General features: G+C 42.7%; 21 protein-coding genes. 12 read left to right on the forward strand and 9 right to left on the reverse strand.

The window, feature by feature from the left end:
- Positions 1-160: 160 nt before the first annotated feature.
- On the reverse strand, positions 161-2908 hold the full coding sequence (gene ppc, locus C4B60_RS08695) for a phosphoenolpyruvate carboxylase (RefSeq protein WP_104057607.1): 2748 nt from the start codon (positions 2906-2908) through the stop codon (positions 161-163).
- A gap of 352 nt (positions 2909-3260) precedes the next feature.
- Here ppc and C4B60_RS08700 point away from each other — a divergent pair, with 352 nt between their 5' ends.
- Together C4B60_RS08700 and C4B60_RS08705 are read left to right on the forward strand one after the other, a co-directional pair.
- Complete coding sequence (locus C4B60_RS08700; protein WP_104057608.1) at positions 3261-4511, forward strand: ATP-binding protein; 1251 nt, start codon at positions 3261-3263, stop codon at positions 4509-4511.
- A gap of 158 nt (positions 4512-4669) precedes the next feature.
- Positions 4670-6049, forward strand: coding sequence for a M28 family peptidase (locus tag C4B60_RS08705; RefSeq protein ID WP_104057609.1), 1380 nt, complete (start codon positions 4670-4672; stop codon positions 6047-6049).
- 195 nt (positions 6050-6244) lie between these two features.
- On the opposite strand, the gene C4B60_RS08710 is transcribed toward C4B60_RS08705, so the two are convergent.
- Positions 6245-6604, reverse strand: a complete 360-nt coding sequence (locus tag C4B60_RS08710; protein ID WP_104057610.1) for a hypothetical protein — start codon at positions 6602-6604, stop codon at positions 6245-6247.
- Between the two features lie 534 nt (positions 6605-7138).
- Between C4B60_RS08710 and C4B60_RS08715 the strand changes: the two genes are divergently transcribed.
- Complete coding sequence (locus C4B60_RS08715; protein ID WP_104057611.1) at positions 7139-7843, forward strand: Na-translocating system protein MpsC family protein; 705 nt, start codon at positions 7139-7141, stop codon at positions 7841-7843.
- A 28-nt stretch (positions 7844-7871) separates the two neighbouring features.
- Here C4B60_RS08715 and C4B60_RS08720 read toward each other — a convergent pair whose 3' ends face one another.
- The 6 genes from C4B60_RS08720 to C4B60_RS08745 all read right to left on the reverse strand — a co-directional run bounded on the left by C4B60_RS08720 (position 7872) and on the right by C4B60_RS08745 (position 13805).
- Positions 7872-8636, reverse strand: a complete 765-nt coding sequence (locus tag C4B60_RS08720) for an SDR family NAD(P)-dependent oxidoreductase (RefSeq protein WP_104057612.1) — start codon at positions 8634-8636, stop codon at positions 7872-7874.
- A 1-nt stretch (position 8637) separates the two neighbouring features.
- On the reverse strand, positions 8638-9582 hold the full coding sequence (locus C4B60_RS08725; RefSeq protein WP_104057613.1) for a 3-hydroxyacyl-CoA dehydrogenase family protein: 945 nt from the start codon (positions 9580-9582) through the stop codon (positions 8638-8640).
- A gap of 68 nt (positions 9583-9650) precedes the next feature.
- Positions 9651-10967: a GntP family permease gene (locus tag C4B60_RS08730; protein WP_209020078.1), complete on the reverse strand. Its 1317-nt coding sequence runs from the start codon at positions 10965-10967 to the stop codon at positions 9651-9653.
- Positions 10968-11007: 40 nt separating this feature from the next.
- Complete coding sequence (gene hisD, locus C4B60_RS08735; protein ID WP_104057614.1) at positions 11008-12285, reverse strand: histidinol dehydrogenase; 1278 nt, start codon at positions 12283-12285, stop codon at positions 11008-11010.
- Positions 12286-12389: 104 nt separating this feature from the next.
- Entirely contained in the window at positions 12390-13373 is a 984-nt protein-coding gene (locus tag C4B60_RS08740; RefSeq protein ID WP_104057615.1) for a LacI family DNA-binding transcriptional regulator, read from the reverse strand.
- Positions 13374-13508: 135 nt separating this feature from the next.
- Entirely contained in the window at positions 13509-13805 is a 297-nt protein-coding gene (locus tag C4B60_RS08745) for a YciI family protein (RefSeq protein WP_104057616.1), read from the reverse strand.
- 452 nt (positions 13806-14257) lie between these two features.
- Between C4B60_RS08745 and C4B60_RS08750 the strand changes: the two genes are divergently transcribed.
- The 9 genes from C4B60_RS08750 to C4B60_RS08790 all read left to right on the forward strand — a co-directional run bounded on the left by C4B60_RS08750 (position 14258) and on the right by C4B60_RS08790 (position 24281).
- Positions 14258-14644 (forward strand): GntR family transcriptional regulator, encoded by a 387-nt coding sequence (locus C4B60_RS08750; protein ID WP_104057617.1) that lies wholly within the window; start codon positions 14258-14260, stop codon positions 14642-14644.
- Positions 14637-15539: an ABC transporter ATP-binding protein gene (locus C4B60_RS08755; protein ID WP_104057618.1), complete on the forward strand. Its 903-nt coding sequence runs from the start codon at positions 14637-14639 to the stop codon at positions 15537-15539. Before C4B60_RS08750 ends, C4B60_RS08755 begins: the two co-directional genes overlap by 8 nt.
- Positions 15511-17484 (forward strand): ABC transporter permease, encoded by a 1974-nt coding sequence (locus C4B60_RS08760; protein ID WP_104057619.1) that lies wholly within the window; start codon positions 15511-15513, stop codon positions 17482-17484. Before C4B60_RS08755 ends, C4B60_RS08760 begins: the two co-directional genes overlap by 29 nt.
- Before the next feature lie 81 nt (positions 17485-17565).
- A complete protein-coding gene (locus C4B60_RS08765; RefSeq protein ID WP_104057620.1) occupies positions 17566-18258 on the forward strand; it encodes an ABC transporter ATP-binding protein in 693 nt (230 codons plus the stop codon).
- Positions 18255-19601 carry an ABC transporter permease gene (locus C4B60_RS08770; protein ID WP_104057621.1) on the forward strand — a complete coding sequence of 449 codons (1347 nt, stop codon included), beginning with the start codon at positions 18255-18257 and terminating at the stop codon, positions 19599-19601. Before C4B60_RS08765 ends, C4B60_RS08770 begins: the two co-directional genes overlap by 4 nt.
- Before the next feature lie 147 nt (positions 19602-19748).
- Positions 19749-21110, forward strand: a complete 1362-nt coding sequence (mgtE, locus tag C4B60_RS08775) for a magnesium transporter (RefSeq protein WP_104057622.1) — start codon at positions 19749-19751, stop codon at positions 21108-21110.
- A gap of 26 nt (positions 21111-21136) precedes the next feature.
- Complete coding sequence (ftsW, locus tag C4B60_RS08780; protein ID WP_104057623.1) at positions 21137-22279, forward strand: putative lipid II flippase FtsW; 1143 nt, start codon at positions 21137-21139, stop codon at positions 22277-22279.
- A complete protein-coding gene (locus C4B60_RS08785; RefSeq protein WP_104057624.1) occupies positions 22266-23447 on the forward strand; it encodes an FtsW/RodA/SpoVE family cell cycle protein in 1182 nt (393 codons plus the stop codon). The genes ftsW and C4B60_RS08785 overlap by 14 nt, the downstream gene beginning before the upstream one ends.
- Positions 23448-23795: 348 nt before the next feature.
- Positions 23796-24281 (forward strand): DUF2512 family protein, encoded by a 486-nt coding sequence (locus tag C4B60_RS08790; protein WP_104057625.1) that lies wholly within the window; start codon positions 23796-23798, stop codon positions 24279-24281.
- Between the two features lie 59 nt (positions 24282-24340).
- Here the strand turns inward: C4B60_RS08790 and C4B60_RS08795 are convergent, their stop codons facing one another.
- Positions 24341-24676: a L,D-transpeptidase gene (locus tag C4B60_RS08795; protein WP_104057626.1), complete on the reverse strand. Its 336-nt coding sequence runs from the start codon at positions 24674-24676 to the stop codon at positions 24341-24343.
- Positions 24677-24887: the final 211 nt, after the last annotated feature.

Below are 24887 nucleotides of genomic sequence, written 5' to 3' on the forward strand. Positions count from 1 at the left end.
TTAGACTTACGCTTTCGGATGAAGAGTCTTCGACAAGTGCCTGTCACCATTCGAATGTCACCACCCGAATATCACCACCCCAACTTATAGTAAAAACTAAAAAAACCCGCCACTCTATCCCAGAGCAGCGGGTTTTTAGTTTATTCCTTAAGTTAAGTTATCAGCCTGTATTCACAAGGCCTGCAGCGACGCCATTAATTGTCAGCAGGACTTCAGTGAGAAGCTCTTCTGAATGGTCGTCTGATTCACGCATTTTTTGGATGAGCTCGACCTGCAGGAAGTTTAGCGGGTCGACGTATGGATTACGGCGGGACACGCTATCCTTTATGTTCGGTGTATGATCAAGGAGCTCCTGGTTCTCTGTTATTTGCAGAAGAACCGCTTTTGTGAGCTCGTATTCTTCTGAAATATCGCCAAATATCCGCTCGGCAATCTCCTGATCTTCAACAAGATACAGATATTCCTTCGCTGTTTGTAAATCAGCTTTCAGGAGGGCCATCTGCAAATTATTGATCGTTGAATGGAAAAACGGCCAGTTTGCATACATATCCCGAAGCGTTTTAACACTCTCTTCCCCTTGAGAAGCGAAGGATTGCAGGCCTGTTCCTGCTGCGTACCAAGCAGGAAGCATCTGGCGGGACTGGGTCCAGGCAAATACCCACGGAATCGCCCGCAGGTCTTCAAAGCGCTGACTGCCCTTTCGACTCATTGGACGGGAGCCGATGTTAAGTTCACCAAGCTCGCCTAAAGGGGTTGCCTGCTTAAAATAGGTAAGGAAGTCCTTGTCTCCAAATACAAGCGACTGGTACTTCTTCAGCGCTGCATCTGAGCTCTGGGTAATGGCGTTTTTCCAAGGCTCCGGAAGCTTATGCTCGAACTGTAGTGAAGCTTTAGCAGATGCTTCTAACAGGGCAGATGCTGCCTGCTCCAAATTACGGTAAGCAATATCGCCAAGCAGGTAGCGGGAGGAGAGAACCTCGCCCTGTTCTGTTATTTTCACTCCATGCCCAAGTGTTTCACCCGGCTGGGACTGAATGCTCCGGTTTAGCGGACCGCCTCCTCTTCCCAGTGACCCTCCACGGCCATGGAAAAATTTAAGTCCAACATGATACTCTCTTGCCATTTCATGAATCTCCTGCTGCGCATTAAATAATTTCCAGTTCGCAGTCAGCGTTCCGCCGTCCTTGCTTCCGTCAGAATAGCCGAGCATGATTTCCTGGTTATCGCCATGCTTTGTCAAATGGCTGCGGTACACATCCATCTCAAAAAGAGTCTTCATGATATGAGGACCGGCAATTAAATCATCCACAGTTTCAAGCAATGGAGCGACATTCAGATGACTTTCCACTTTTCCGTCTGCATGTAATCTGTAGATCCCCGCTTCCTTCGCAAGAACAAGAACCTCAAGTAGATCACTGGATGACTGGGTCATGCTGACAAGATACACTTCAATCGAGCGGCGGCCGAATTCATTATGGGCATTTTTAATCATTTGGAAGACTTCCAAAACCTCCTGTGTTTCCTTGGAGTAATCCTCCTGGAGCAGCGTAACCGGTCTTGGATCCTTTAAAACCTTCTCAAGAACCTTCAGCTTTTCCTCCTCAGACAAAGAGGCGTAGTTTTCTGCAATGCCAACAACCTTAAGAATTTCAGTAATCGCAGTTTCATGCTCCCCGCTGTGGTTTCTGATATCCAGCGTTGCAAGATGGAAGCCGAATAATTGAACCTGACGTATTACTTTACGGATTGTCTTCAGCTTGCGGTTCGCCGGCTGATGCTTTTCAGCGTCGTCTCTTATCAGCTCTAAATCGACCAGAAGCTCCTCAGCATTTTCATAGCCAAGAGACGATTTTCCAACCTCACGCAGTCTTTTAAGCATAACGGCAAATTTTCTGCGGTAAACCTCGCCCTCTACCGGCCAGGCCTCCCCTTCTGCTAAATAGTGAAGCTCCTCCTTCTCTACTGCTTCGAAGAGATCACCGCTGATTGCTACCCGCTCAATCGACTGGCTAAAACGCTTCATTAAGTCCACAAGCGCCTCGTCATATTTTTCAAGAGCAAGCTTGCGGTGCAGCTGTAGAGTTTCCCACGTAATATCAGGGGTTACGAACGGATTTCCATCCCGGTCTCCGCCAATCCAGGATCCGAAATGAAGGAAATTTGGAACTTCCCATTTGATATCAGGATAATAATCAGAAAGCTTTTCCTCAAGCTCCTGATGAATAGCAGGAAGTACGCTAAATAGCGTTTTGTCGAAATAATACAATCCATTTTTTACTTCATCCATCACAGTCGGCTTGCGGTGGCGAAGCTCATCTGTCTGCCATAGCGCCGTTATTTCATTAAATAGGCTGTCATCAAGCTTTCGTCTTTCCTTCTTTGTCAAAATCCGGTTATCAAGCTGACGCAAAAGCAGGGATATTCGTTTTTGAATTTCAAGAACCGTCCGTTTTGTTGCCTCCGTCGGGTGAGCGGTAATGATTAATTCAATTGAAAGATCATGAACGATCTGCTGAATAACCTCAGGCGAAAAATTGTTCTCTTTTATGTAGGCAACAGCACTTTCGATGGAGGCCGGCTGAATAACCCCGTCGTCCTCCTGCTGATACTCTCTGAAACGTCGGATTCTATGATTTTGTTCTGCAATATTAATAATATGAAAATAAATCGAGAAAGCCCGAATCACCTGCTCACGAAGAGGCGGCTTGATTTGGCTTATTTCTTCTTTTAGCTGTTTATATATCTCTTCATTATATTCTTTCCGTAAGTTCTTAGTCGTTTCTCTAATCTCCTCGACCTTATTTAAAAGAGAAATTCCCCCGTGATGAATAAGCACTTCCCCTAAAATAGAACCAAGCTTCTTTACATCACTGCGTAAGGGTGCGTTACGATCTGCTGTTTCAATCATATCCTTTTCCTCCCAAGTTCCAAAAATTCTGATAATGTCGAACCTTAAGCACTCATTATAGCCGAAATCATTAACAAACAAAAGAAATTAGCGAAAGAGGCTCTTTTCCAGGGAATGATTTATGTTTTTAAATACAGGGATTTACTGGTGGAATGAGTTTATTTAAGAGAATTAGTGAGGCCAATGAAATGCTCTGTTATGATAAGAAATATATAATGTTTGTTAGCTGCGGGAAAACAAGTTATAAAATACAATATTTGACATATAAAGCATTAATAATAAATTATGCTATAAATGGTTATTTTGCTTCACCTCCCCTTGCAACCAGAGCCGTCTAGAAAGGAAGGATCGTTTGACTGAGCATTTGCTAATTAATTTTTTGTTTCTCCTGTTTCCTGTACTGATTTATCTGATTTTCTTCGAGGATCGATTTACCCTTTACCGCAGCTCAACTATCTTTCTGGCACTTGCAGCTTTTCCTATGCTGCTTAGCATGTCGTTCCCTATCAAAATAGACCATGGATTTATTTTTGACCTTCGCTATGTTCCGTTTATCATTATTTCTCTTTTTATGGGGTATCGTGTAGCTATACCTCTATATCTAATCTTAAATGTATACCGATTTATTATCGGGGGTGAAGGATTGCTCCCCTCCCTGCTATTTTCCACAGCGGTCCTGCTTGCTGTGCCTCTCTGGTATAAAAAATTCAACCAGCTGAACCCCCGGCAAAAGGTTTTATGGAGCGGCTTGACCTCTTTTATGGTCGTCGCGTTTTATCTAGTAACACTGACAGCATTTTTTCCGGTATTAAATAGAGAATACTGGACGATCGTTTTTAATGTTCTTCCTATCCATGTAATAGCTGTTATGACCATCGTTGCGCTGATTCAAAAAATAATCCTGAACGTGAAAAACCGGGAAAGGTATCTTCAATCAGAAAGACTCAACGTTATTAATGAGCTCTCAGCAAGCGTGTCGCATGAAATAAGAAATCCTTTGACGGTTACAAGCGGCTTTATGCAGCTTCTTAATGAATCCAAATCCATACCTCCCGCTGAAAAAAGCTATATTGTCTACTCTATAGAAGAATTAAAACGGGCGGAAAAGATTATTAGTGACTTTCTATCATTTGCCAGACCTCAGGCAGAAAATATGGTTACATCCAATCTTAAAAATGAGCTCGAATATGTAAATAATTTAATGATTCCTTACGCTAACCAGCACTTAGTTGATATCAGATTTCTATTCTCCAATGAATTGGAGACCCAATTTGACCAGCACCAGCTTCATCAATGCTTAATCAACCTATATAAAAACGGTGTTGAAGCGATGAAGGAAAAAGGCGGAACACTAACAGTTGAAGTATCCTCAAAGCAAAATGAAATCAGCATTGTCATAAGCGATACCGGGGTTGGCATAACGGATGAAGATATCTCCCTGATAGGAAAGCCCTATTACTCTACTAAAAAACAGGGAACAGGACTTGGCATGGTAATGGTCTACAGTGTTATAGATAAACTTAAAGGAAAAATTGAAATCGAAAGTAAAAAGGATGTCGGTACTACCTTTATCCTAACTCTTCCAGTTAAAAGAAGGCGCTAGAGATTATGAACGTGACATGCAGAATGTTAAACTCTTTACTCTTATTTCAATAGATGGAATTTTTTACAGAAAATGATCAAAAAGTCTCTTATGCATTAATAACAGATAATGTATTATTCTGTATAGTCAGACTATTACACTATTTAGGAGGGATTTTTTTGAACAAAAAAGCAGTTTCAGTAGCATTAGCCCTATCACTTGCATTTGGCGCTACAGGTGCCCAAACAGCTTTTATGAAAGGTCCAGTAGCAGGAGTGCACCAGGTCAATGAGCATTTTGATAAGAAAGTATTAAATCAAATTGATGCACAGAGAATCTATGATAATATTGATTATCTTGCAAAGACACCAAGAGTAGCCGGTACAGAAGCAGAACAAAACGCTATTAAGTATATTAAAGAGCAATTCGAATCGTATGGCTATCAGGTAGAGCTTCAGCCATTTACTTTCTATGGGTACACACAGCCAACTAGCATTGACCTTACTGTTGATGGTTACGCTGGAGACCTTAACCCTGTATCGTTTACATACACCGTTAGCGGTGACGCAACAGGCGAGCTGGTTGATGCAGGACTCGGAACAAAAGCAGCCCTTCAAAATGTTGATCTTACTGGTAAAATCGCCTTCATTCAGCGCGGAGAAATCAGTTTTGGCGAAAAAGTATTAAATGCAGCGGAAAAAGGAGCTGCCGGAGTTATTATTTATAATAATGCTGACGGTGCCCTAAACGGTACACTAGGTGCTCATGATGACCGCTATGTCCCTGCTGTAGCATTGACAAAAGAAGAAGGAGAAGCACTTAAGGCTTATGTTGGGAAAACTGCTTCACTCAGCGTAGTAGGAGCAGAAGCAGGCTACAAGGATTCTCATAATGTCATCGCTACTAAATATCCAACAAATAAAAAGAAGGCAACCGGTGATGTGATCGTTGTCGGTGCTCACCATGACTCAGTAGCCGGCGCGCCGGGTGCAAATGATGATGCTTCCGGTACTGCAATGACGCTTGAGCTTGCAAGAGTCATGAAAAATGTCCCTGCTGATACAGAAATCCGCTTCATCACATTTGGTGCAGAAGAGCTTGGCTTGCTTGGTTCCTACCATTATGTAAATTCATTATCTCAGACTGAGAAGGATCGAATTGTCGCTAATTTTAATCTGGACATGGTCGGAAGCAGAGATGCTGGTGATCTAATCATGAGAACGCTTGATGGAAAGCCAAATCTGGTAACCGAGCTTGCTCAAAAATCAAGCTTAAAGCTAAATGGCACTCCGACTCCATATGACATTGGCGGACGCAGCGACCACGTACCATTCGCAGAAGCAGGAATCCCGGCTGCTCTCTTTATCCACAGCCCATCAGAGCCGTGGTACCATACACCTGAGGATACCATTGATAAAATCAGCATTGAAAAGCTTCAGGATGTAGCCGAAATCGTAGGATCAGCAGTATATGACCTTGCTCAATTTGATAAGAAAAAACCAAAAGGACCTAAAGTAAAAGCAAGCAAGGAAATGATCTTTGAACAATCCTTTGAATAAAAACAAAACCAGCTTCCGCGAAAATGCGGAGGCTGGTTTGTTTATGTCACCCTCCCCGCTAAAACCATGCCCCTGCAGCGGAAATCAACAGGCCCTAATAAAAGGCATTTACTCATAGCATTCAATTTTCGAAAGATAAATCATAAAAAAGCCACCCCAAAAAAAATTGAGCAGCCAAATAACCTATGAAAATACTTAACCCAATTTTTTATAACCTGTGTCGGAACTTAATGGAGTAATGTGGTAGAGTTCTTTAGGACATGAGGAAGAAATATTAACGATTTCCTGGAAAACTTCTTTTGTGAGGTGAAAGGTGGAAACTCCTTCCGGCAATGAAGTCATTTTTTTTGTGGCGTGGATTTCTTTTAACTCCCGGATATCAACCCATATCCTCTCTTTTTTTAACGGCTCCTCTGAAGCAGCCCCTTTTCGGTACTCCTTTGTTAAGCCCGCTAAAAACGAAATAAACACCGTACCGTTCTCTTCAAATGAAGCCTTGACACGGGTGAAAATATATTGAATATCCTTTGAATGCACTGCACTGCACTGAGTCATTCTCTCCCCCCTTTCATCAATTAATCACAGTCATCACGACTTTCCGATCGTTAGAAGCCTATGAATTTTCAATATGCCCTTTTAACGAATATCATCTGAGAATAGAACCCTAACGAAAAATAAAAAAACCGAAAAGGCTCCAAGTTGGATGGACCTTTTCGGCTTTGCTAACGGTACTATTGCCCGTAACATTTTACCAAATATGCTTGTATTTATATAAAAGACCCTCTCAGCGTGTCTCTTTGTTTACTATATATAGAAACACTATTGTTTTCTATTAAGTACAGAATACTATGGCTGTTTATAGAAGTAAAGGTTTTCATTATAAATTACATAAATTTTACTTATTTTATTAATATTTCTATACTATTGCAGTAATATTATTCTCGTAAAATTTTACTATTAATTTATCAACAATCCTTTTGTAAATTATTAAAAATAACAAAAAAATGCCCTTACGATACATATCAGCAGTAAAATCATTTATACTAAATTTACTGGAAGGGACGCTTTCTTCTGGTGAAAGGGAGTTCAATGGGACAGGAAAAAACAGTTCAAAGCAAAATTGGAGGCTACATCTCTACCTTACTTCGCGATCATTTTGGCAAAGGACCTACATCCGTTTACGTATCAATTGCTCCGCCCTTTGTGACCATTCACCTTCGCGGTTTCCTCGGGTCTACTGAAAAAATTTTAATCAATCAAAATGAATCAAGAAAAGTACTGGAAATTAGAGACCTGCTAATGGTGGATTTAAGACAATCGATTAAAATGGAGCTTTATAAGCTCGTTGATTTACCTGTAAAAAAACTATATGCCGATTGGAACCTCGATAAAAATACTGGAATGCTGATCGGGGTGCTGGAAAATGATACTGAAATAGTCAATAGTAAAACGCCTGATCATGTAAACCATGATGCTTTAATAGAACAAATCAATCTTGCCAGCAAACGCGCACAGAAGGAACCAATTAACACTCAAATTGCCTGGCTAAATGACCGGACTCTTTTAACACGACGGGAAGGCATATTCGTTGAAATTGAAAAAGAGCTGATTAAAAATGGATTTATTGAAGAATTGAAGCTTGCAAAGCGACCTTTAGAAAAAAGATTAATAGAGCAAGCGAATCTTGATAAGATTTTAAAGCAGAATGTAGAAGAAATTTTTGCAGACTGGGACTTTGAAGACGACCTTGGCTATATGGTCCTTATGCTTGAAAAGAAGGGTAAAAAAGAATAAAGGCACCAAATTCAGGTGCCTTCTTTTGCTATATAGCCGTCCAGCCGCCATCAACCTTAATCGTCTCTCCGGTTACAAAATTTGCAAGGTCAGAGATCAGGTATAAAACCGCCCCGGAAACATCTTTCGGCTTAGACAGCCCCTCTAACAGAATACGATTCTCCACATCCTCTTTAAAGGCTTGATCTTCAAACATTTTTGCCGTCAGCTCTGTCTCAATAAAGGTTGGAGCGACGCCATTCACCTGAATCCCCTGTTTTGCCCATTCCACAGCAAGCGCTTTGGTCATCTGGACAAGACCGCCTTTACTTGAGCAGTATGCAGCCCGGTTATAATAGCCGCCAAAGGCCATTTGAGAAGCGATGTTAATAATTTTACCGCTTTTTTGTTCGATCATATGCTTTGCGGCAGCCTGGCTCGCGAAAAAGGCGGATTTCAAGTTTAGGGTAAGAACCGTATCCCAGTCCTCTTCTGTTACTTCTAACGCAGGCTTGGCAATATTAACTCCCGCGTTATTGACCAGCGCATCAATTCTGCCGAACGTCTCAGCTGTTTTTCCGATTAAATGATGAATATCTTCCACTTTACTTAAGTCACCGGAAACGGCTGTGCATTGATCGTTATAGGTGTGAAGCTCGCTTAATGCACTCTGAAGATCATGTTCATTTCGTCCTGAAATCACTACATTTGCTTGTAGCTCCGCTAAAGTAAGGGCAATATCCTTCCCAATCCCCTTACTGCCGCCGGTCACAATAACGGTCTTGCCTTTAAGCTCAGAAAAGTAATTCTTCACTTTATTGCTCCTTCTGACTTTTGACATCCATTTTTAAAAAATGAATTAAGGTTTGTTCCCGCTCTGCATTCATCTCTTTTGAAAAGGACTCATCCCATTTGTAAAAGCCTTCTCCGGATTTATCCCCCAGCTTCTTATCCTCTACAAGACTTCTAAGAGTTTCACCCGACTCCTTCACATCACTTAACTCACGGAATAAGTAATCAGAGATAGCTGAAAATATGTCAAGGCCGCCCATATCGGCTGTCATTAAAGGACCTGTTACAGGAAGACGTCTGCCGATACTGTAGGTGACAGCTGCATCAATATCTTCCTTCGTTGCTACCCCCTCATCCAAAAGAGCCTGGGCTTCACGGAATAAGGCGTATTGCAGACGGTTGCCAATAAACCCGGGAATCTCTTTTTGAACAAGGACCGGCCGCTTGTTGATTTCTTTTAATAGAACCATGGTTCTTTCAAGTGTTTTTTCGTCTGTATTTGCTCCCTTAACAACCTCCACTAAGGGAATTAAATGTCCAGGATTCCAAAAATGCGTTACGATGAAACGATTAGGGAATTTCATACTTTCTGAAAGATCAGAAGGCAGTAATCCTGACGTATTGCTGGCAATAATGGTGTCTTCCGGTACGATGCGTTCAAGCTGATGATATAGTTCTTGCTTTAGCAGGAGATTTTCGGGGATGCATTCAATCATAAAAGTAGCATCTTTGGCTGTTTCAGTCAGAGATGTGGTGAAATGAATGGCAGAGGAGATACGGGATGCTTCCTCCTTGGAAAATAACTGGTTGTCCACCATAACGCTAAGCTTGTTTTCAATTCCTTTTACTGCTCCCCCAACCTCATCATCACTGAGTCCAAAAACCTTAACAAAATGACCCGACCAGGCAGCGGCAAGTGCAATAGAATGACCCATTGTTCCACAGCCGATTACTGAAAGATTTTCCATGCCCACACCTTCTTCCTTATTAGTAAACACAATACTCAGCAGACCACTATCTGCTGAGCATCACGTTCTTATAAACCAATTGAAAATAAAATAACAGCCAGAACTGCACCAATAAGCGGTACAACCACTGAGAGAGCTCCAAATGCCGGGTATGCATCTTTATGTGTTTCACCGGCAATGGATCTGATTGTTGTTACAACATATCCGCCATGCGGCAACGAATCAAGCGAGCCTGAAGAAATAGCCACAGTCCGGTGAAGCGCATCCGCATTCACGCCTAAATCAAGATAGTGCGGAGCTAAAAGCGGTAATGCGATCGCCTGTCCTCCGGAGGATGAGCCGGTTAACCCTGCAATAATGGCAACCGCAAGTGCTCCCCCAATTAATGGGCTTCCCGGAATATTTGTCATGACATCAACAGCCGATGCAAAGGAAGGAGTAGCCCTTACTACGCCGCCAAATCCCACAACAGCCGCTGTGTTGGCGATTGCGACGACAGCGCCTAATGCGCCTTCTCCAACTGCATTGCCAAAGTTCTGGAAATACTTTTTGTTAATTAATACAGTAGCGAGAATCCCTCCGCACAGCGCTACGATCAGCGCTGAGGTGCCAAGTGAATCGTGGAAGAAAAAGGATACAAGCAGGACAACCAGTAATGGAATCATGCTAAGAATCGGATTTGGCAGCTCTTTGCGTGATTCATTGCCTGGATCCGTATCCCTCACAACAAATGATTCTCCTTTAGATACTGCTTTTGAAATCATTTTCTTCAGCCACCAATAGCCAAAGACCATCATAAATACAGCAACGATTAAACTGACTTCCCACCCCGCTAAAGGAGATGTGCCGAGAAACTCGATAGGAATCCAGTTTTGAATCTCAGGAGAACCGGCTGAAGTCATGGTAAAGGTTGTTGAGCCAAAGGCAAGAGTTGCGGGAATGAAGCGTCTTGGCAGATTAGCCTGTTTAAAAAGACTAAGTGCCATTGGATATACTGAAAACGCTACCACAAATAAACTTACACCGCCATAGGTTAATACCGCACAGGCAAGAACTACTGCTAAAGCTGCGCGTTTCATCCCTATTTTTCCTATTATCCAACCGGAGACACTATCCGCAGCTCCACTGTCCTCCATTACTTTTCCGAAGATCGCCCCTGCTAAGAACATCAAATACCAGGAAGCAATAAAGCCTGTGAAGCCAGTCATGTAATTCGTTAAAAAGTTCGCTGCTCCTTCTTCTGCAAGCTGCGGAAACAAAGGAAGACCATTTAATAAACCAACGAATAAGGCGGCCAGCGGTGCTGCGATGAGAAGGTTCATCCCTCTCATCGTCAAATAAATTAATAGCGCAAGCCCCCCAAACATGCCAATCATACCAATGATGCTAAGCATTTTATTCCCCCCAATCCCTCCTGACTACGGGTTAATTTTTTCCGTAGCGTTTTACGCGTAAAATAGCCTGCTCTGCATGCCCGGCAAAGTTCTCAAGCTGGCATAAGCGCGCCGCGTACTCACCGATATACGCACTCGCTTCAGGTGTCACTTTTTGATAGGTTACGGTTTTAATAAACTTTCCAACCCAAAGACCGCCTGTATAACGTGCAGCACCCTTGGTTGGAAGAGTATGATTGGTGCCGATTACCTTGTCTCCGTAAGCTACATTCGTCTCTGGTCCAAGGAATAAGCAGCCGTAATTTGTCATGTTCTCAAGGAAATAGTCAGGATCCTCGGTTAAAATTTCAACATGCTCAAACGCCAGACGGTCTGCTTCAATACGCGCTTCTTCAATAGAATCTACTAAGATGATCTGGCCGTAATCCTCCCATGAAACGCTTGCTACATCTGCAGTCGGCAGCGTCTGAAGCTGGCGTTCTATTTCTTTTACCGTTTCTTCAGCGAGCTCTTTTGAGGTTGTAATAAGGGCTCCTGGAGAAGTGGGTCCGTGCTCTCCCTGGCCTAAAAGATCAGTGGCAACCATTTCAGCATCGGCTGTGTGATCAGCAACAACGAGCGTTTCAGTAGGGCCGGCAAATAAATCAATTCCAACACGTCCATAAAGCTGACGTTTTGCTTCAGCAACAAAAGCGTTACCCGGTCCGACGATCATATCTACTGCATCAATGGTTTCTGTTCCAATCGCCATAGCGCCCATTGCCTGAATTCCGCCAAGCAGATAGATTTCATCCGCTCCTGCTAAATACATAGCTGCAATTGTTGCTTCTGGAACTTCTCCGTTAATTGGCGGGGTGCAGGCGATTACGCGTTTTACTCCGGCAACCTTAGCTGTGAGTACACTCATATGAGCTGAGGCAACCATCGGATAGCGTCCGCCTGGAACATAACAACCAACACTGTTCACCGGGATATTTTTGTGCCCTAAAATTACACCTGGAATATTTTCCACCTCTACGTCATTCAGTGAAGCAAGCTGTGCTTCTGCAAATTCACGAATATTTTTTTGAGCAAACTTAATGTCTTCAATGACTTCTGCAGGAACCTTTTCCACGATCTCCTTTACCTGATCCTCTGTTAAGCGGAAAGAATCCGGGGACCATTTATCAAATTTCTCTGAGAGCTCTCTTACTGCCTCGTCTCCTCTTTTTTCAACACTTTCCAATGCTTCTGCCACTGCCTGAGTGACCTTTGAATTAATAACGCTTACTTCTTCAACTGATTTTCCCTCTTTCAAAAACACAGCCATGCTAATTCCTCCTTTTGAATACGTATGCATAATAAAATGAAAGCGTATGCATTTTCTTGTTACTAAAGAGAATATGGTAGTTTCTCATAAAAGTCAACTGCTAGTTAAGTTGTTTTCCGTTCAATTAAAGAGCCTTCTACCTCAACAGTCCTTGCCATCCCTGTATAATTTGCCATTTCCTTCAGCAAATAATTAACTGTTTTTTCGACCATCTGGTTTATTGGCTGCTCCCATGTTGTAAGCTGGTAGGCTGGCCATCCGGACATCTCGATGTTATCAAAACCGACCACTTTTGTGTCTTCAGGGACACGGATCCCTTTTTTGCGAAGTGCATCTAAGACCCCAAGCGCCATAATATCATTCGCCACAAAAAATGCTGAAGGCAGTTGGTGCTTCACGATCTCAAGCGCTGTATGGTAGCCTCCTTCGTAGGTAAAATCCGAGGAGTATTTTTTGTAGGATATATTATGGTCAGACAGAATCTCAGTAAAACCTTCCTCCCGCTCCCTGCTCGTTGAAGTCTGCTCATTTCCGGCAAGGTAAACCATGGATGTACCGCCTTTGGCAAGAAGGAATTCAGCAATTCTCCGGCTGGCGTTTAAATTATTGCAGGACACGGAGTAAAAATCATTTGTATGGATTTTGCGATTGAAAAACACGAGTGGAATTTCATTATTTTTAAAGGATTTCGCTACCTTTAACGACATCGTCGCATCGGTAATAATCACCCCTGCCACATTATAGTTTAATAAGGTTTCTACATCTTCATTTTGAATTTCTTCATTGTTTGTATGAACAAATAAAACACTGTAGCCCCATTTTTTAAATTCAGCAGTAAACTGGCTTAATACTTGCGGATAAAAAGGATTTTGAACACCTTTCATCACAAGCCCGATTATTTTTGTGCGGTTTGTGATCAGGCTCCTGGCAAACTCATTTGGGTGATAGCCCAATTCTGCTGCAGCAGCAAGCACCTTTTTCTTTGTCTTTTCTGACACTGCTGCCCCTGTAAAATAAACTCTCGATACAGATGACTGCGAGACACCTGCAAGCTTTGCCACATCCTTGGCTGTTACGGTCTTTTTCATTTCGCTCAATCCTTTTATCTAATCTTATCCTTAGGGTACACTATTTTATCGGATTCATCATTAGTGTGTTCCATTTCACGTTACGAGCGCCTTGCTCTTATTAGTGATGCCTCTCAGATTAAACTCTATTTAAGGCTACAGCTGACCTGGAGGATTAAAAATCCCATCGATCGGCTCCCACGGTTTAACGACATACTCAAACCTTCCATCCCTCACTGCAGGATCATTTTTTGCCAGCTCAAGTGCCTCGTCTAAATTTTCCACTTCCAAAATAACAAGCTCTCCAGTGTGATCCATAAACGGACCTCCTGCGATCAGTCTGTCTTTCATTTTGCTTACGATATATTTTCTGTGAGAAGTAACCTGCTGCTCCCAATCCTGACTTCCACTGTCCCATGCTCTTCCACAGCTATAGAGGATTAATGCTTTCATCAGATGTCACTCCTAACTATTTTATAAATAATTTCTTATTTTAATAATAGCTATTTTTCCTAATTTATCCACTATTTTGTTTGGTAGACGGCTAAATTAATGGTGTCTTTAAGCTATTCCGGGGATAACCTGCTCCTACTTGGAGGTTATACACACAGCTTATACACATATACACGCTTTTCCCCGAAGTTTTTCTCCATTCTTAAAGGAATTTATCCACATGTGGATAGCTTCTTTAAGAGTGGAGCTTTTATTTTCCACTCTCAGGCAGCCGAAGACGAATCATCAGAAAAAAATAACCAACTGTCTCTATCCACTACAACACGGACATAGATTCAGTAATGGCCTTTTCTTAAAAATAAATATTTTCCAATTTGCCTATTGCCAGACCGTATTAACCGTATTACAATAGGTAATACAGATAGTACAATTTTAAGATGAGGAGGATGCGGATGTTTACGTTGGATACGCGAAGCCGGGTCCCAATTTATGAGCAGCTTGTTGACCAGCTCAAAAAGCTGATGATGCGCGATGTTATGCAGCCGGATGAACAGCTACCTTCTGTCAGAAGTCTTGCACAGGAGTTGACGATCAACCCCAATACAATCCAAAAGGCGTATCGGGAGCTTGAACGAGAAGGATTTATTTATTCTGTCCCCGGCAAAGGAAGCTTTGTAGCACCATTCCAGATTGATGCGAATAAGGAGCGATTGGAGATGTTGAAACAGGACCTTGAAAGAATCGTAAGTGAAATCTTGTTTTTAGGCGGTTCAAAGGGTGAGTTAATTGAACTGATTGAAAAAATAAAAGTGGCAGAAAGGGAGGATAAAAATGATTAAAGCGGTAGCTGTTGATAAGAAGTTTGAAAAACTGCAGGCCGTTACCAACCTCTCCCTTCACGTTCGCAAAGGATCCATTTATGGGTTGCTTGGCTCAAATGGTGCAGGAAAAACAACGCTCCTTAAAATGATTGCAGGAATTTATAAGCAGGATAAAGGCGAAATTAAAATCTCAGAACAGCCCATTTACGAGATGCCTGAAACAAAGCAGCGCGTACTTTTTATACCTGATCAGCCCTATTTTCTTCATCAAACGTCCTTACTTAATATGGCGTGGTTTTATGAACAGGTTTACACAAAATGGAACGCTAAACGCTTTAAACAGTTAACTACTCATTTTCGAATGGATCCTACTAAGAATCTCAGCCGCATGTCTAAAGGGATGCAGCGGCAAGCTTCATTTATTCTAACGCTTTCTGCAATGCCTGACGTCCTGATTTTGGATGAACCGTTTGACGGACTGGATCCAGTCGTTCGCCAGCAGATGAAGAACCTGATATTACAGGATGTGGCAGAACGGGGACTTACCCTAATCGTTTCCTCCCACAATCTCCGTGAGATGGAGGATTTCTGTGATTATGTCGGAATCATGCATAAGGGTACACTCCTGTTTGAGCGGGATATGGATGAGCTTAAAACAGATATTCATAAGCTTCAAATCGCCTTCAAGAATGTACCTGAAAAGTCTTTCCTTGACGGCATGGATGTACTTCATTACGAGAAGCGGGGCAGCGTGGTTTTATGTATCGTGAAAGGAAAAATGGAGGATATTTCAGCGTACGTCCGGTCGTATAACCCGGCGATTTTTGACCTGCTTCCTCTCACGCTTGAGGAAATATTCATTTATGAACTTGGAGGTGTCGGCTATGAAATCCGGAATCTTATCGTTGAATAAAGGCCTTTTTCAGCAGCAGGCACGCATTATCACCTGGATTGGTATTTTCTTTACACTCGCACTGATCATCATGCTGCCGCTCAGTATCTTAATCAGGCATCTTACCATTGCTAACAGTGAATATTATCCCTATTCAACAGGCTACCAGGGAGCAAATGCAGTATTTGATTTTTCGTTTCCATTTCAATTGATCGCCTTTGCTACATTCCCGATTCTTTTGGCGATTATCCTGGTAAGCTTTATGACGAAAAAAGCGGCGACTGATTTTATGCACAGTCTTCCCTTTACCCGTCAGACGATTTTAACGAATACGTACATTGTCGGTGCGCTTGCATTACTAATTCCAATCGTGATTACCGGGGCGCTTTTAGCCATTCTTTATCCGTTTTTAACAGACCAGTTCTACAGCTTCCTGGACATTGCAGGCTGGATGGGTCTTTCCTACCTGATTGTCCTGATTCTCTTTATTTTCGCCATTATGATCGGCATGTTCGTAGGAAACGGGCTGTTGCATGCAGGACTTACTTATTTAATGATTTTTGTCCCTGCCTCCATCATCGTTTTGATTCTTTTTAATCTTCAGTACTATGTTAACGGGCTGGCGCTCAGCAACTACGCTGAAAATCTGATGACAAACGGGGTATTTTTTATCCGGTTGGCTATGCTGCTTGAGGATCCTTTCAGTCTGCTCGAATATGTTATTTACACCCTTCTTGCGGCAGCTTTCGTGGCAATATCGTATATTGCTTATGCGAAACGCCCATCTGAAGCAACAGATCAGACGATTGTATTTCCTTTTTTCCGCTACCTGTTTTTATATGTACTCACCTTTTTCGCCATGCTGGTTTCAGGCTTTTACTTTAGTGAAATTCAACAGGGAAGCTTTGCCTGGACACTCGTGGGCTATTTATTGGGAGCCTTTATTGCCTACACCATCCTTCAAATGATACTGCAGAAAACACTTCGCCTATCATGGCCGTGGAAAGGCTTTGTCGCTTATGCAGTTGCGGTCGCTCTTCTTCTTATCCCTGTCAGCTTTGTTGCAGGATTTTATGAAAGATCAGTACCGGAAGCAAGTGAAGTTACATCCGTTGGAGTTAATCAAATGTATGAAGAAAGATCAGTGACAATGAAAGGTGAAGAATCCATTCAGCAGGTGATCGAGCTTCACAGGAAGTTAACAGAGCAGTCTGTGAGGAATCGCTACAATGAGGAGTATATTTCCATTACTTATGAGCTGAACAATGGAAAAAGCATGACCCGGGAATACCGGGTTGAGAGCGAGCTTCTTTCAAACCTTTCAGAAGAGCTTCGAAACAATGAAGAATTTAAACAGGTTAATGAACCGATCTTTGCTGTCAAAACCTACACCGATATTACCTATCTGTCTATCACTAATCCGTATAACGGGGAGGAACAGCGCATAACAGAGCTTGATCAAATTGACGAACTGTTGAATGCCATTGAAAATGATGTAAAAGAAAAACCGAGCCGGTTTTATTTTAACTACCGCAGTTCAACTATCGGAGAAATTTACGTAAATAGGAAAGCCAATAATATGGACAATTACCATTCTTATCTTCCAATTTACGCCGACTCTACCTATACCATTGACTGGCTGAGGGAAAATGACTTTTCAGACACTCTGATTCTCCCGGAAAACATAGATCAGCTGGCTGTTTTGACGGGCGACTATGAATCCAATTGGATGGAGATCGATGAGGTAATGTACGGAGGGTCTGGAAACCTTGAAGATATTCCTGGTTCTAAATTTATCACAGAGAACCCGGAAGAAATCGAGGAAATTCTGACTGCTTCCGAATCCGGGGGAAGCGAGGATTACATCATTATCATTCCTACTACAAAAGGAGGGGGCTATCAAAATTTCAGCTTTTCTGTGGAAAACGCCCCTGCTTTTATCAAAGACGCTTTACCTGCTCAATAAATGCTTTACTTAACTAAAGAAGGGTTCGATTTGCCTGGACCCTTCTTTCTTATTGCCAAAATTCACTTAGGAGGATGAAAAATGATCGATGTGAATCAGTTAACCCATCATTTCACGTTAGGAAAAAAGGGAAATCAAACAAAATTATCTGTATTGGAGAATATCTCTTTTCACGTCAGCGCCGGTGAAATAGTCACGATCGTCGGCAGAAGCGGCTCCGGAAAGTCTACCCTGCTTAATTTAATCAGCGGCTTTATCCGTCCGACACAAGGAGAAATTATTATTGAAGATCAAAAGGTCAGCAATTTTGATGAAAGTGAATTTGCTCATTTCCGGCTCAATCATATGGGGTTTATTTTTCAAAATTTCCAACTGATCCCGAGCATGACAGCCTTTCAAAATATAGAGCTTCCGCTAATTTTAAAAGGAATGGGCGAGACTGCGCGAAAAGAAACCGCCCTTGCCATGCTTAAAAAAGTCGGACTTGAGGGCTTTGGCGAGCATTATCCAAGTGAACTATCAGGCGGGCAGCAGCAGCGCGTTTCCATTGCGCGTGCCCTTGTTCTTGAGCCACCGCTTATTTTAGCGGACGAGCCTACAGGGAGCCTGGACAGTGAAACAGAAGAGGATTTACTTCAATTTATCCAGCAGCTGAACAAAGAGCTCGGCATTACCTTCTTAATCATTACACACGATGATGAAGTTGCCCGCATCGGTCACCGGACGATTTCACTAGCCGATGGAAAAATCGTAGAAAGCGGTGTGTTCTCATGAAATTAAAGGATCAATTTCGCTTTATTCTGCAAAATATGAAAAAGAATAAAATCCGTGTATTTATGACGGTGCTGGCAACCGCAATGGGTTGTGCTTTCCTGATCGTCCTTGCTTCTGTTGCGTTTGGTCTTCATGATTCTGTTTTAAAGGATACGATGGAATCACGTGAAATTAATGAGATTGAAATAGCAGGTTATGAGGACGATAATGGTACGTATCGTTCAATAAATGATGAGGATATCGCTCGCTTTGAAGAGATGGAAAACGTCCGTACCGTGACAAGAGCGAAAGTGGTTGGCCAGGAAATAACCGCTTCACTTGGAGACGACTACGAAGGAACTATCTCTGCTTCTTCCACCTATTTCCCTGCCGAACTAGAAGCTGGAGCACGCCTGGCTGAGGGGCGTTTGCCGGAATCATCTAATGAAGTAGTCATCGGTCATCACTTTATCCCCCTTTTGACTCCTTCAAATGAGAACACAGAGGATCTGTGGGATGAGCAGGGTTTTGTAAAAGAAGAGCTGAGATATAATGAAGCTATTATTGGTGAAACGATCACACTTGAATTGAAAAAAATAGAGGACGGTGAAGAATCCACCGGTCAGTTTGAGGTCACCGTGACAGGCGTGATGGAACAGCCGTCAAGGGAATGGATGTGGGATCAGAAAGTTTATATTTCGGAGGACTTACTAGGTGAGATGGAGGCCTTTACAGGTACTCCGCGGGCAGATTTATATGATCCGTCAGATGAGGAAAATGAAGGTCTTATTGCGGATGGATATAATTCTGTAATAGTAGTCGCAGCAAATCTTGAAAGCGTGCAGGGCATTTCTGACCAGCTTAAAGATCAAAACTACCTTACCTACTCCATCGTCAATGAGATGAAACAAGTAAATATGCTGTTTACCATTGCAAAAGCCGGGCTGATTTTTATTGGCACCATTGCCATATTGATTGCGTCCATCGGTATTTATAATACGATGACAATGGCTGTTACTGAAAGGGCGCCGGACATCGGTATTATGAAAGCGATCGGGGCAAGTCCAAAAGTAATTAAACGAATCTTCCTGCTCGAGAGCAGCTATATTGGATTGATTGGTGCCGCGATCGGGATTGTGGCTGCCTATATTATCAGTATTCTCGTCAATATCGGCCTCCCTCTTATTCTAGAAGCTGTATTTGAAGAGGAGCTGCCCGCAGGTCTAATGTTTTCTTATATTCCCTTCTCCCTGGTTGTCATTGCGATCGTTATTTGTTTAACCGTGACCATTTTATCGGGATTTCGCCCTGCAAAACGGGCAACTGAAATTGACGTCTTAAAGGCAATGCGCCGAGAAGTATAGGGGTTGAAAGAGTGCCTTTAGGGGTACTCTTTTTTATATAATCAAAAAACATTTAAACAAGACAAAATCTTATGGAAAGATGCTTTTGGTTTTTCTTATAAATTCGGAATGTGGTAGGATTTTCTTTAGATATGTGAGGTGGCAGGGATGAATGAAGTCGTGCAGGATCAATTGCTGGAGGAGCTTGAACGCATTCTCCATTCCCAAAATACACGAAAATTAGAAACTTTTATAAAAAAAATACGTCCATTTGACAGAGCACTTCTTTTTGAACGATTATCAAATATCGTTTGGAAAAAAAGAATAACAGAAGCACTGGACAACTCCGGAAAAGCAGAGCTGCTGAGCCATCTTCATCCTGAAGATCAGGTTTTAGCGATTTCATTTATCGAACGCTCTGTCCTTGGTTCCGTGCTTGATGAAATGCAAAATGACGATCTTGCACGGATGCTTGACCATCTCCAAAATGATCAGGCGGAAACACTTGTTAAGGTTATGTCCCCTGAAGAGGCGGATATTGTTCAAAAAATCTTGTCCTACCCTGAGGAATCTGCCGGACGGCTGATGACAAATCGAGTAGTATGGATCAATCCTGAAATGACGGTAACTGAGGCTGTGCAAAAGCTTCGCCAGTACTCAAAGATCTTTGAAACCATCCATTATTTATATGTGGTGAATGACAAGCATCAGATTGAAGGGGTCGTTTCCTACCGGGATTTGCTTTTGGCAGAACAGGACGATCTGATCAAAAGGATCATGAGTGATAATGTGATGTCGGTTAAATCGTATATCGACCAGGAGGAAGTAGCAAGGCTCATTGAGCAGTATGATTTAATTGCTATGCCCGTTGTGGATGATAATGAAAAGCTGATCGGACTGATTACGGTCGATGATGTAATTGATGTGCTTATCCAGGAAGCAACAGAAGATATTGAGAGGCTTTCAGGTTCCGGTAAGGAAATCACGTTTAAAACAAATGCCTTTACCGCTTTTGCCAGACGTCTTCCGTGGCTTGTTCTTCTGCTTTTTATCGGACTTGTATCAGGCAGTATTATCAGCGGGTTCGAAGAAACGCTTGCTAGTGTAGTCGCTCTTGCCTTTTTCATGCCAATGATTGCCGGCATGACAGGAAATACAGGGACACAATCCTTGGCTGTAGTAGTGCGCGGGCTTACGACAAATCGAATCGATAAACTTACCGTTACGAAGCTTTTGATCAGAGAATTGCTGGTAGGTATAATGATCGGGGCTACATGCGGCGTTCTAATTGCAGCAATCGGTTATTTCTGGCAGGGCAGTATTACTATCGGTTTAATTGTTGGCCTGTCCTTGCTAACAACCCTAATTATCGGTACACTAGCAGGCACAATAATTCCGCTGATCCTTCACCGGTTTAAGATTGATCCCGCTATCGCTTCGGGACCTTTGATCACGACGCTAAACGATATTTTATCACTATTAATTTACTTTGGGATTGCAACGGCTTTACTTACCCGTTTTCCGATTTAAGATTAGTAGGGAATTAGGAGATCAAAATGAAAAAATTAATTTCTACCTTTCACGGTCCATTGTTTATGGTTGTAGTGGGCATGGGGCTTTTTGGTCTGATCATGGTATATAGTGCCAGCTACTTTGTTGCACAGGAATCGACCGGCACACATTATGCCTTTGTTCTCCGTCAGGGAATTTGGTGGCTTGTTGCGCTTGGGGCCTTTCTTTTTACTTCCCTGTTTAAGTTTACAGCCTATCAAAAGCTGCTCCCCTTTATTGTTGTTGGCACGTTTATTATGCTGCTTTTAGTTTTTATTCCTTCCCTAGGAGAGGAACGAAACTATGCTACGAGATGGGTGTCTGTCGGACCGATTCTTTTGCAGCCTTCTGAAATTGCCAAGCTGACTGTACCATTGTACATAAGCTATATTCTTGTTCAAAAACGAGCGCAATTACATGACTTTAAAAAAGGGATTCTTCCTTCACTCATTATTGTGCTGTTGCTCACGTTTTTGATATTACTGCAGCCTGATTTGGGAACTGTTATTTCGATCTTAATTGCTTATTTAGCGATGCTCCTTGTAGGAAAAATCAGCTTTAAGCATGTATTTGGCCTCGGTCTTGCCGGTATTGCAGCTGTAACCATGCTTGCTATTCTCAGCCCTTACCGTTTAGAGAGGCTGACAAATTTCAGAGATCCCTTTGCCGATCCTGGAGGCGGCGGTTATCAGCTTATTCAATCCCTTTCTGCCATTGCTTCCGGAGGCATTACCGGGAGCGGCTTCGGGATGAGCACAATGAAGCTTGGTTTTTTACCGGAGCCGCATACAGATTTTATTATCGCCATTATTGCTGAAGAGTTGGGCATATTCGGCATAATCGCCATCATTACAGGATTTGTGGCGCTTTTACTAATTGGATACAGTATTTACACAGCTTGTCCGCACCCTGTTGGAAAGCTTCTGGCAATCGGCATTACCGCACAAATACTCGGGCAGGCTTGTATGAATCTTGCTGCTGCAGTGGGCTTAATGCCAATCACAGGTATTACACTTCCTTTAATCAGCTATGGCGGCTCATCCCTTATTATCACAATGACAATGCTTGGGATATTAATGAATATTGCACGCTACAATCATTTTACAAATAACAAAAAGGAAACAAAGGAGATTTATGAAACAGTCTGAACGCTTTACAGATCGTTTTGATTGGGGACTGCTGTTTATTCTAATGGGATTTTGTTTAATCAGCCTCATTGGGATCTGGTCTGCCCAGTCAATGGAACAATACGGAAATACAAATTTTGTTCTCAGGCAGGCTATCTGGTATGGGGTAGGCTTTGTGGTGATTTTAGGTGCAAGCCAAATTGAGCCTGATGTATATAAAAAAACAGCCCCCTATTTTTACGCAGTCGGTATTCTGCTGTTAATTGGTATTGCGCTGGCACCGGAATCAATCGCGCCGTACCGGAACGGAGCAAAAAGATGGTTTGACCTGCCGTTAATCGGCACTGTCCAGCCTTCTGAATTAATGAAAACATTCTACATTCTTATGCTTGCCTACATCGTGAGCAGGCACCAGGAAAAGTTTATCATCAAAAATCTGAAGCATGACACATGGCTTCTGGGGAAAATACTGCTGGCAGCATTTGTCCCCGTGTCGTTAATCATGAATCAGCCTGACCTGGGAACGAGCCTTGTCTTTATCGCCATAAGTGCAGGGGTAATCATCGTTTCAGGTATTTCATGGAAGCTTTTAGCGCCGGTTTTTGGACTGGCGGCAGGTGGAGGAATAACGATCCTCGGTCTGGTTGTTTATAAACCGGAGTGGCTGGAGCAAACACTTGGCCTCCAGCAATATCAGTTTGGACGTGTGTATTCATGGCTGGACCCCCATTCCTACCAGACATCAGAAGGCTATAATCTTCTTCAGGCAATGAGTGCAATTGGTTCGGGTGAAATGTTCGGGAGGGGCTATCAATCAGGCCAGGTTTACATCCCAGAGCAGCATACTGATTTTATCTTCAGTATATTCGGGGAAGAATTTGGGTTTATCGGTTCAAGTATTCTGGTTGCGTGGTTTATGTTTTTAATTTATCACATTATCAATGTAGCGACGATGACGAAAAGTCCTTTCAGCACCTATTTATGTGTCGGAATTGTTGGCATGCTGACCTTTCAGGTGTTCCAAAATATCGGCATGACCATTCAGCTACTGCCGATCACCGGCCTCACGCTTCCGTTTGTCAGCTACGGGGGTAGCTCGCTATTGATCACCATGTTTTCAATCGGCTTAATTTTTTCAGTCCGCTATCATCACAGAGATTATATGTTCGAAGGGGATTCTACTTTATAGACTTAAAGTTAACTATCATTTGCTTTTTAGTAAATAAGAGTTATGACATAACAATAAGTTTAAAACGTGAGGTGAACGGAGCGGAAGGTGGCGACTCCTGCGGGAGGAAGCGGGAGCTTGAGCTAACTTGCGCTAGCAAGTTAGCTCAAGCCCCGCCCCGCGGAAAGCGTCCGCCTAAAGCGCAGTGAGCCGGATTTAGAGGTTGAGAATCACACTTGTCTCAACCTCTTTTTCGTTGGAAAAAATTATAATTTTATTACTATTAATCTATTGATTACTATATATACGTTTAACTATTACCCATAAGTGGAAACTGTATAGCATATTACCATTAAAGGAGGAGTAAGGATGAATCACGGCAAGGCACTAGGAATTAAAGCGGCACTCGTTCTTCCAGTAGTCTGGATTGTGCTCTCACTTTTTAACGACGTCACTTTCCTGGACTCGACCCTCATCGGAATTGTACTCTTGATTTTGGCTTATGCAGCAGGTGATCTATTTATGCTTCCGAAGTCAGGTAATGTAGTCGCTACCCTGTCTGACTTTGTAGTCGCTTTACTGATTATTTGGGGTGGTCTTGAGCTGCTTGGCTACAATGAAATATTCCTTGAAGCCTTTGTTGCTGCAATTATCGTGGCTGCCGGAGAGTATTTCTATCACATCTGGCTCCTTAAAAACGTCTATAATAACCCAAATCACACTACCCATTCTGGTACGCCCTCTACTGGTTCCGGCAAAGCGAGCAGCGATCCAAGCCCGGCTAGTACTACTACGGTTGATGCAAAAACAACCACTAGAAAGGCAGAACCTAAAAAAGATAAACGTGCTACCTAATGTATAATCCCCCTTCGCTGAAGGGGGATTTCTTGCTGTTCTAAGGAATGTTCAGATCGTTATTTATGAATATAAACGTTGGTTCCGAGTGGGACATAGGAAGAGAGCTCGACGACGTCCTTGTTTTGCATTCGGATACAGCCCAAGGAGGCTTCTTTTCCGATGGATGAGGGGTCGCTGGTTCCGTGTATACCGTAGTGCGGCTTTGAGAGGCCAAGCCACATGTCTCCGTAGGGGCCGCCCGGGTTTTCTTCTTTGTTAACGATCATGTAATTGCCGGTCGGGGTTGGTGTGAGGTCTTTGCCGACTGCAATGGGGTATCTTTTGATAACAACGCTGGCATCGTAGAGGGTGAGCTGTTTTTTGTTGACGGCTACATCGATCCAGAGGGTCATGTACATCTCTCCTTAGAAAGGGGTTTTCTTTTACTTTATGAAGGAATTTGGGATCGAGACCTATGGGTTCTTAATGAGGCGTGTTGATTTCCACTTCAGGGGGACGCTTTCCGCGGGACGGGAGCTGAGCTAACTTGCTAGCGCAAGTGGATCTCAGCCTTCCCGTTTTTTCCCGCAGGAGTCAGCCCCTTCCACTTCAATCAACTCCTGG

Source organism: Jeotgalibacillus proteolyticus (genome assembly GCF_002926065.1).
In the GTDB taxonomy this organism is placed as follows: Bacteria; Bacillota; Bacilli; order Bacillales; family Jeotgalibacillaceae; genus Jeotgalibacillus; species Jeotgalibacillus proteolyticus.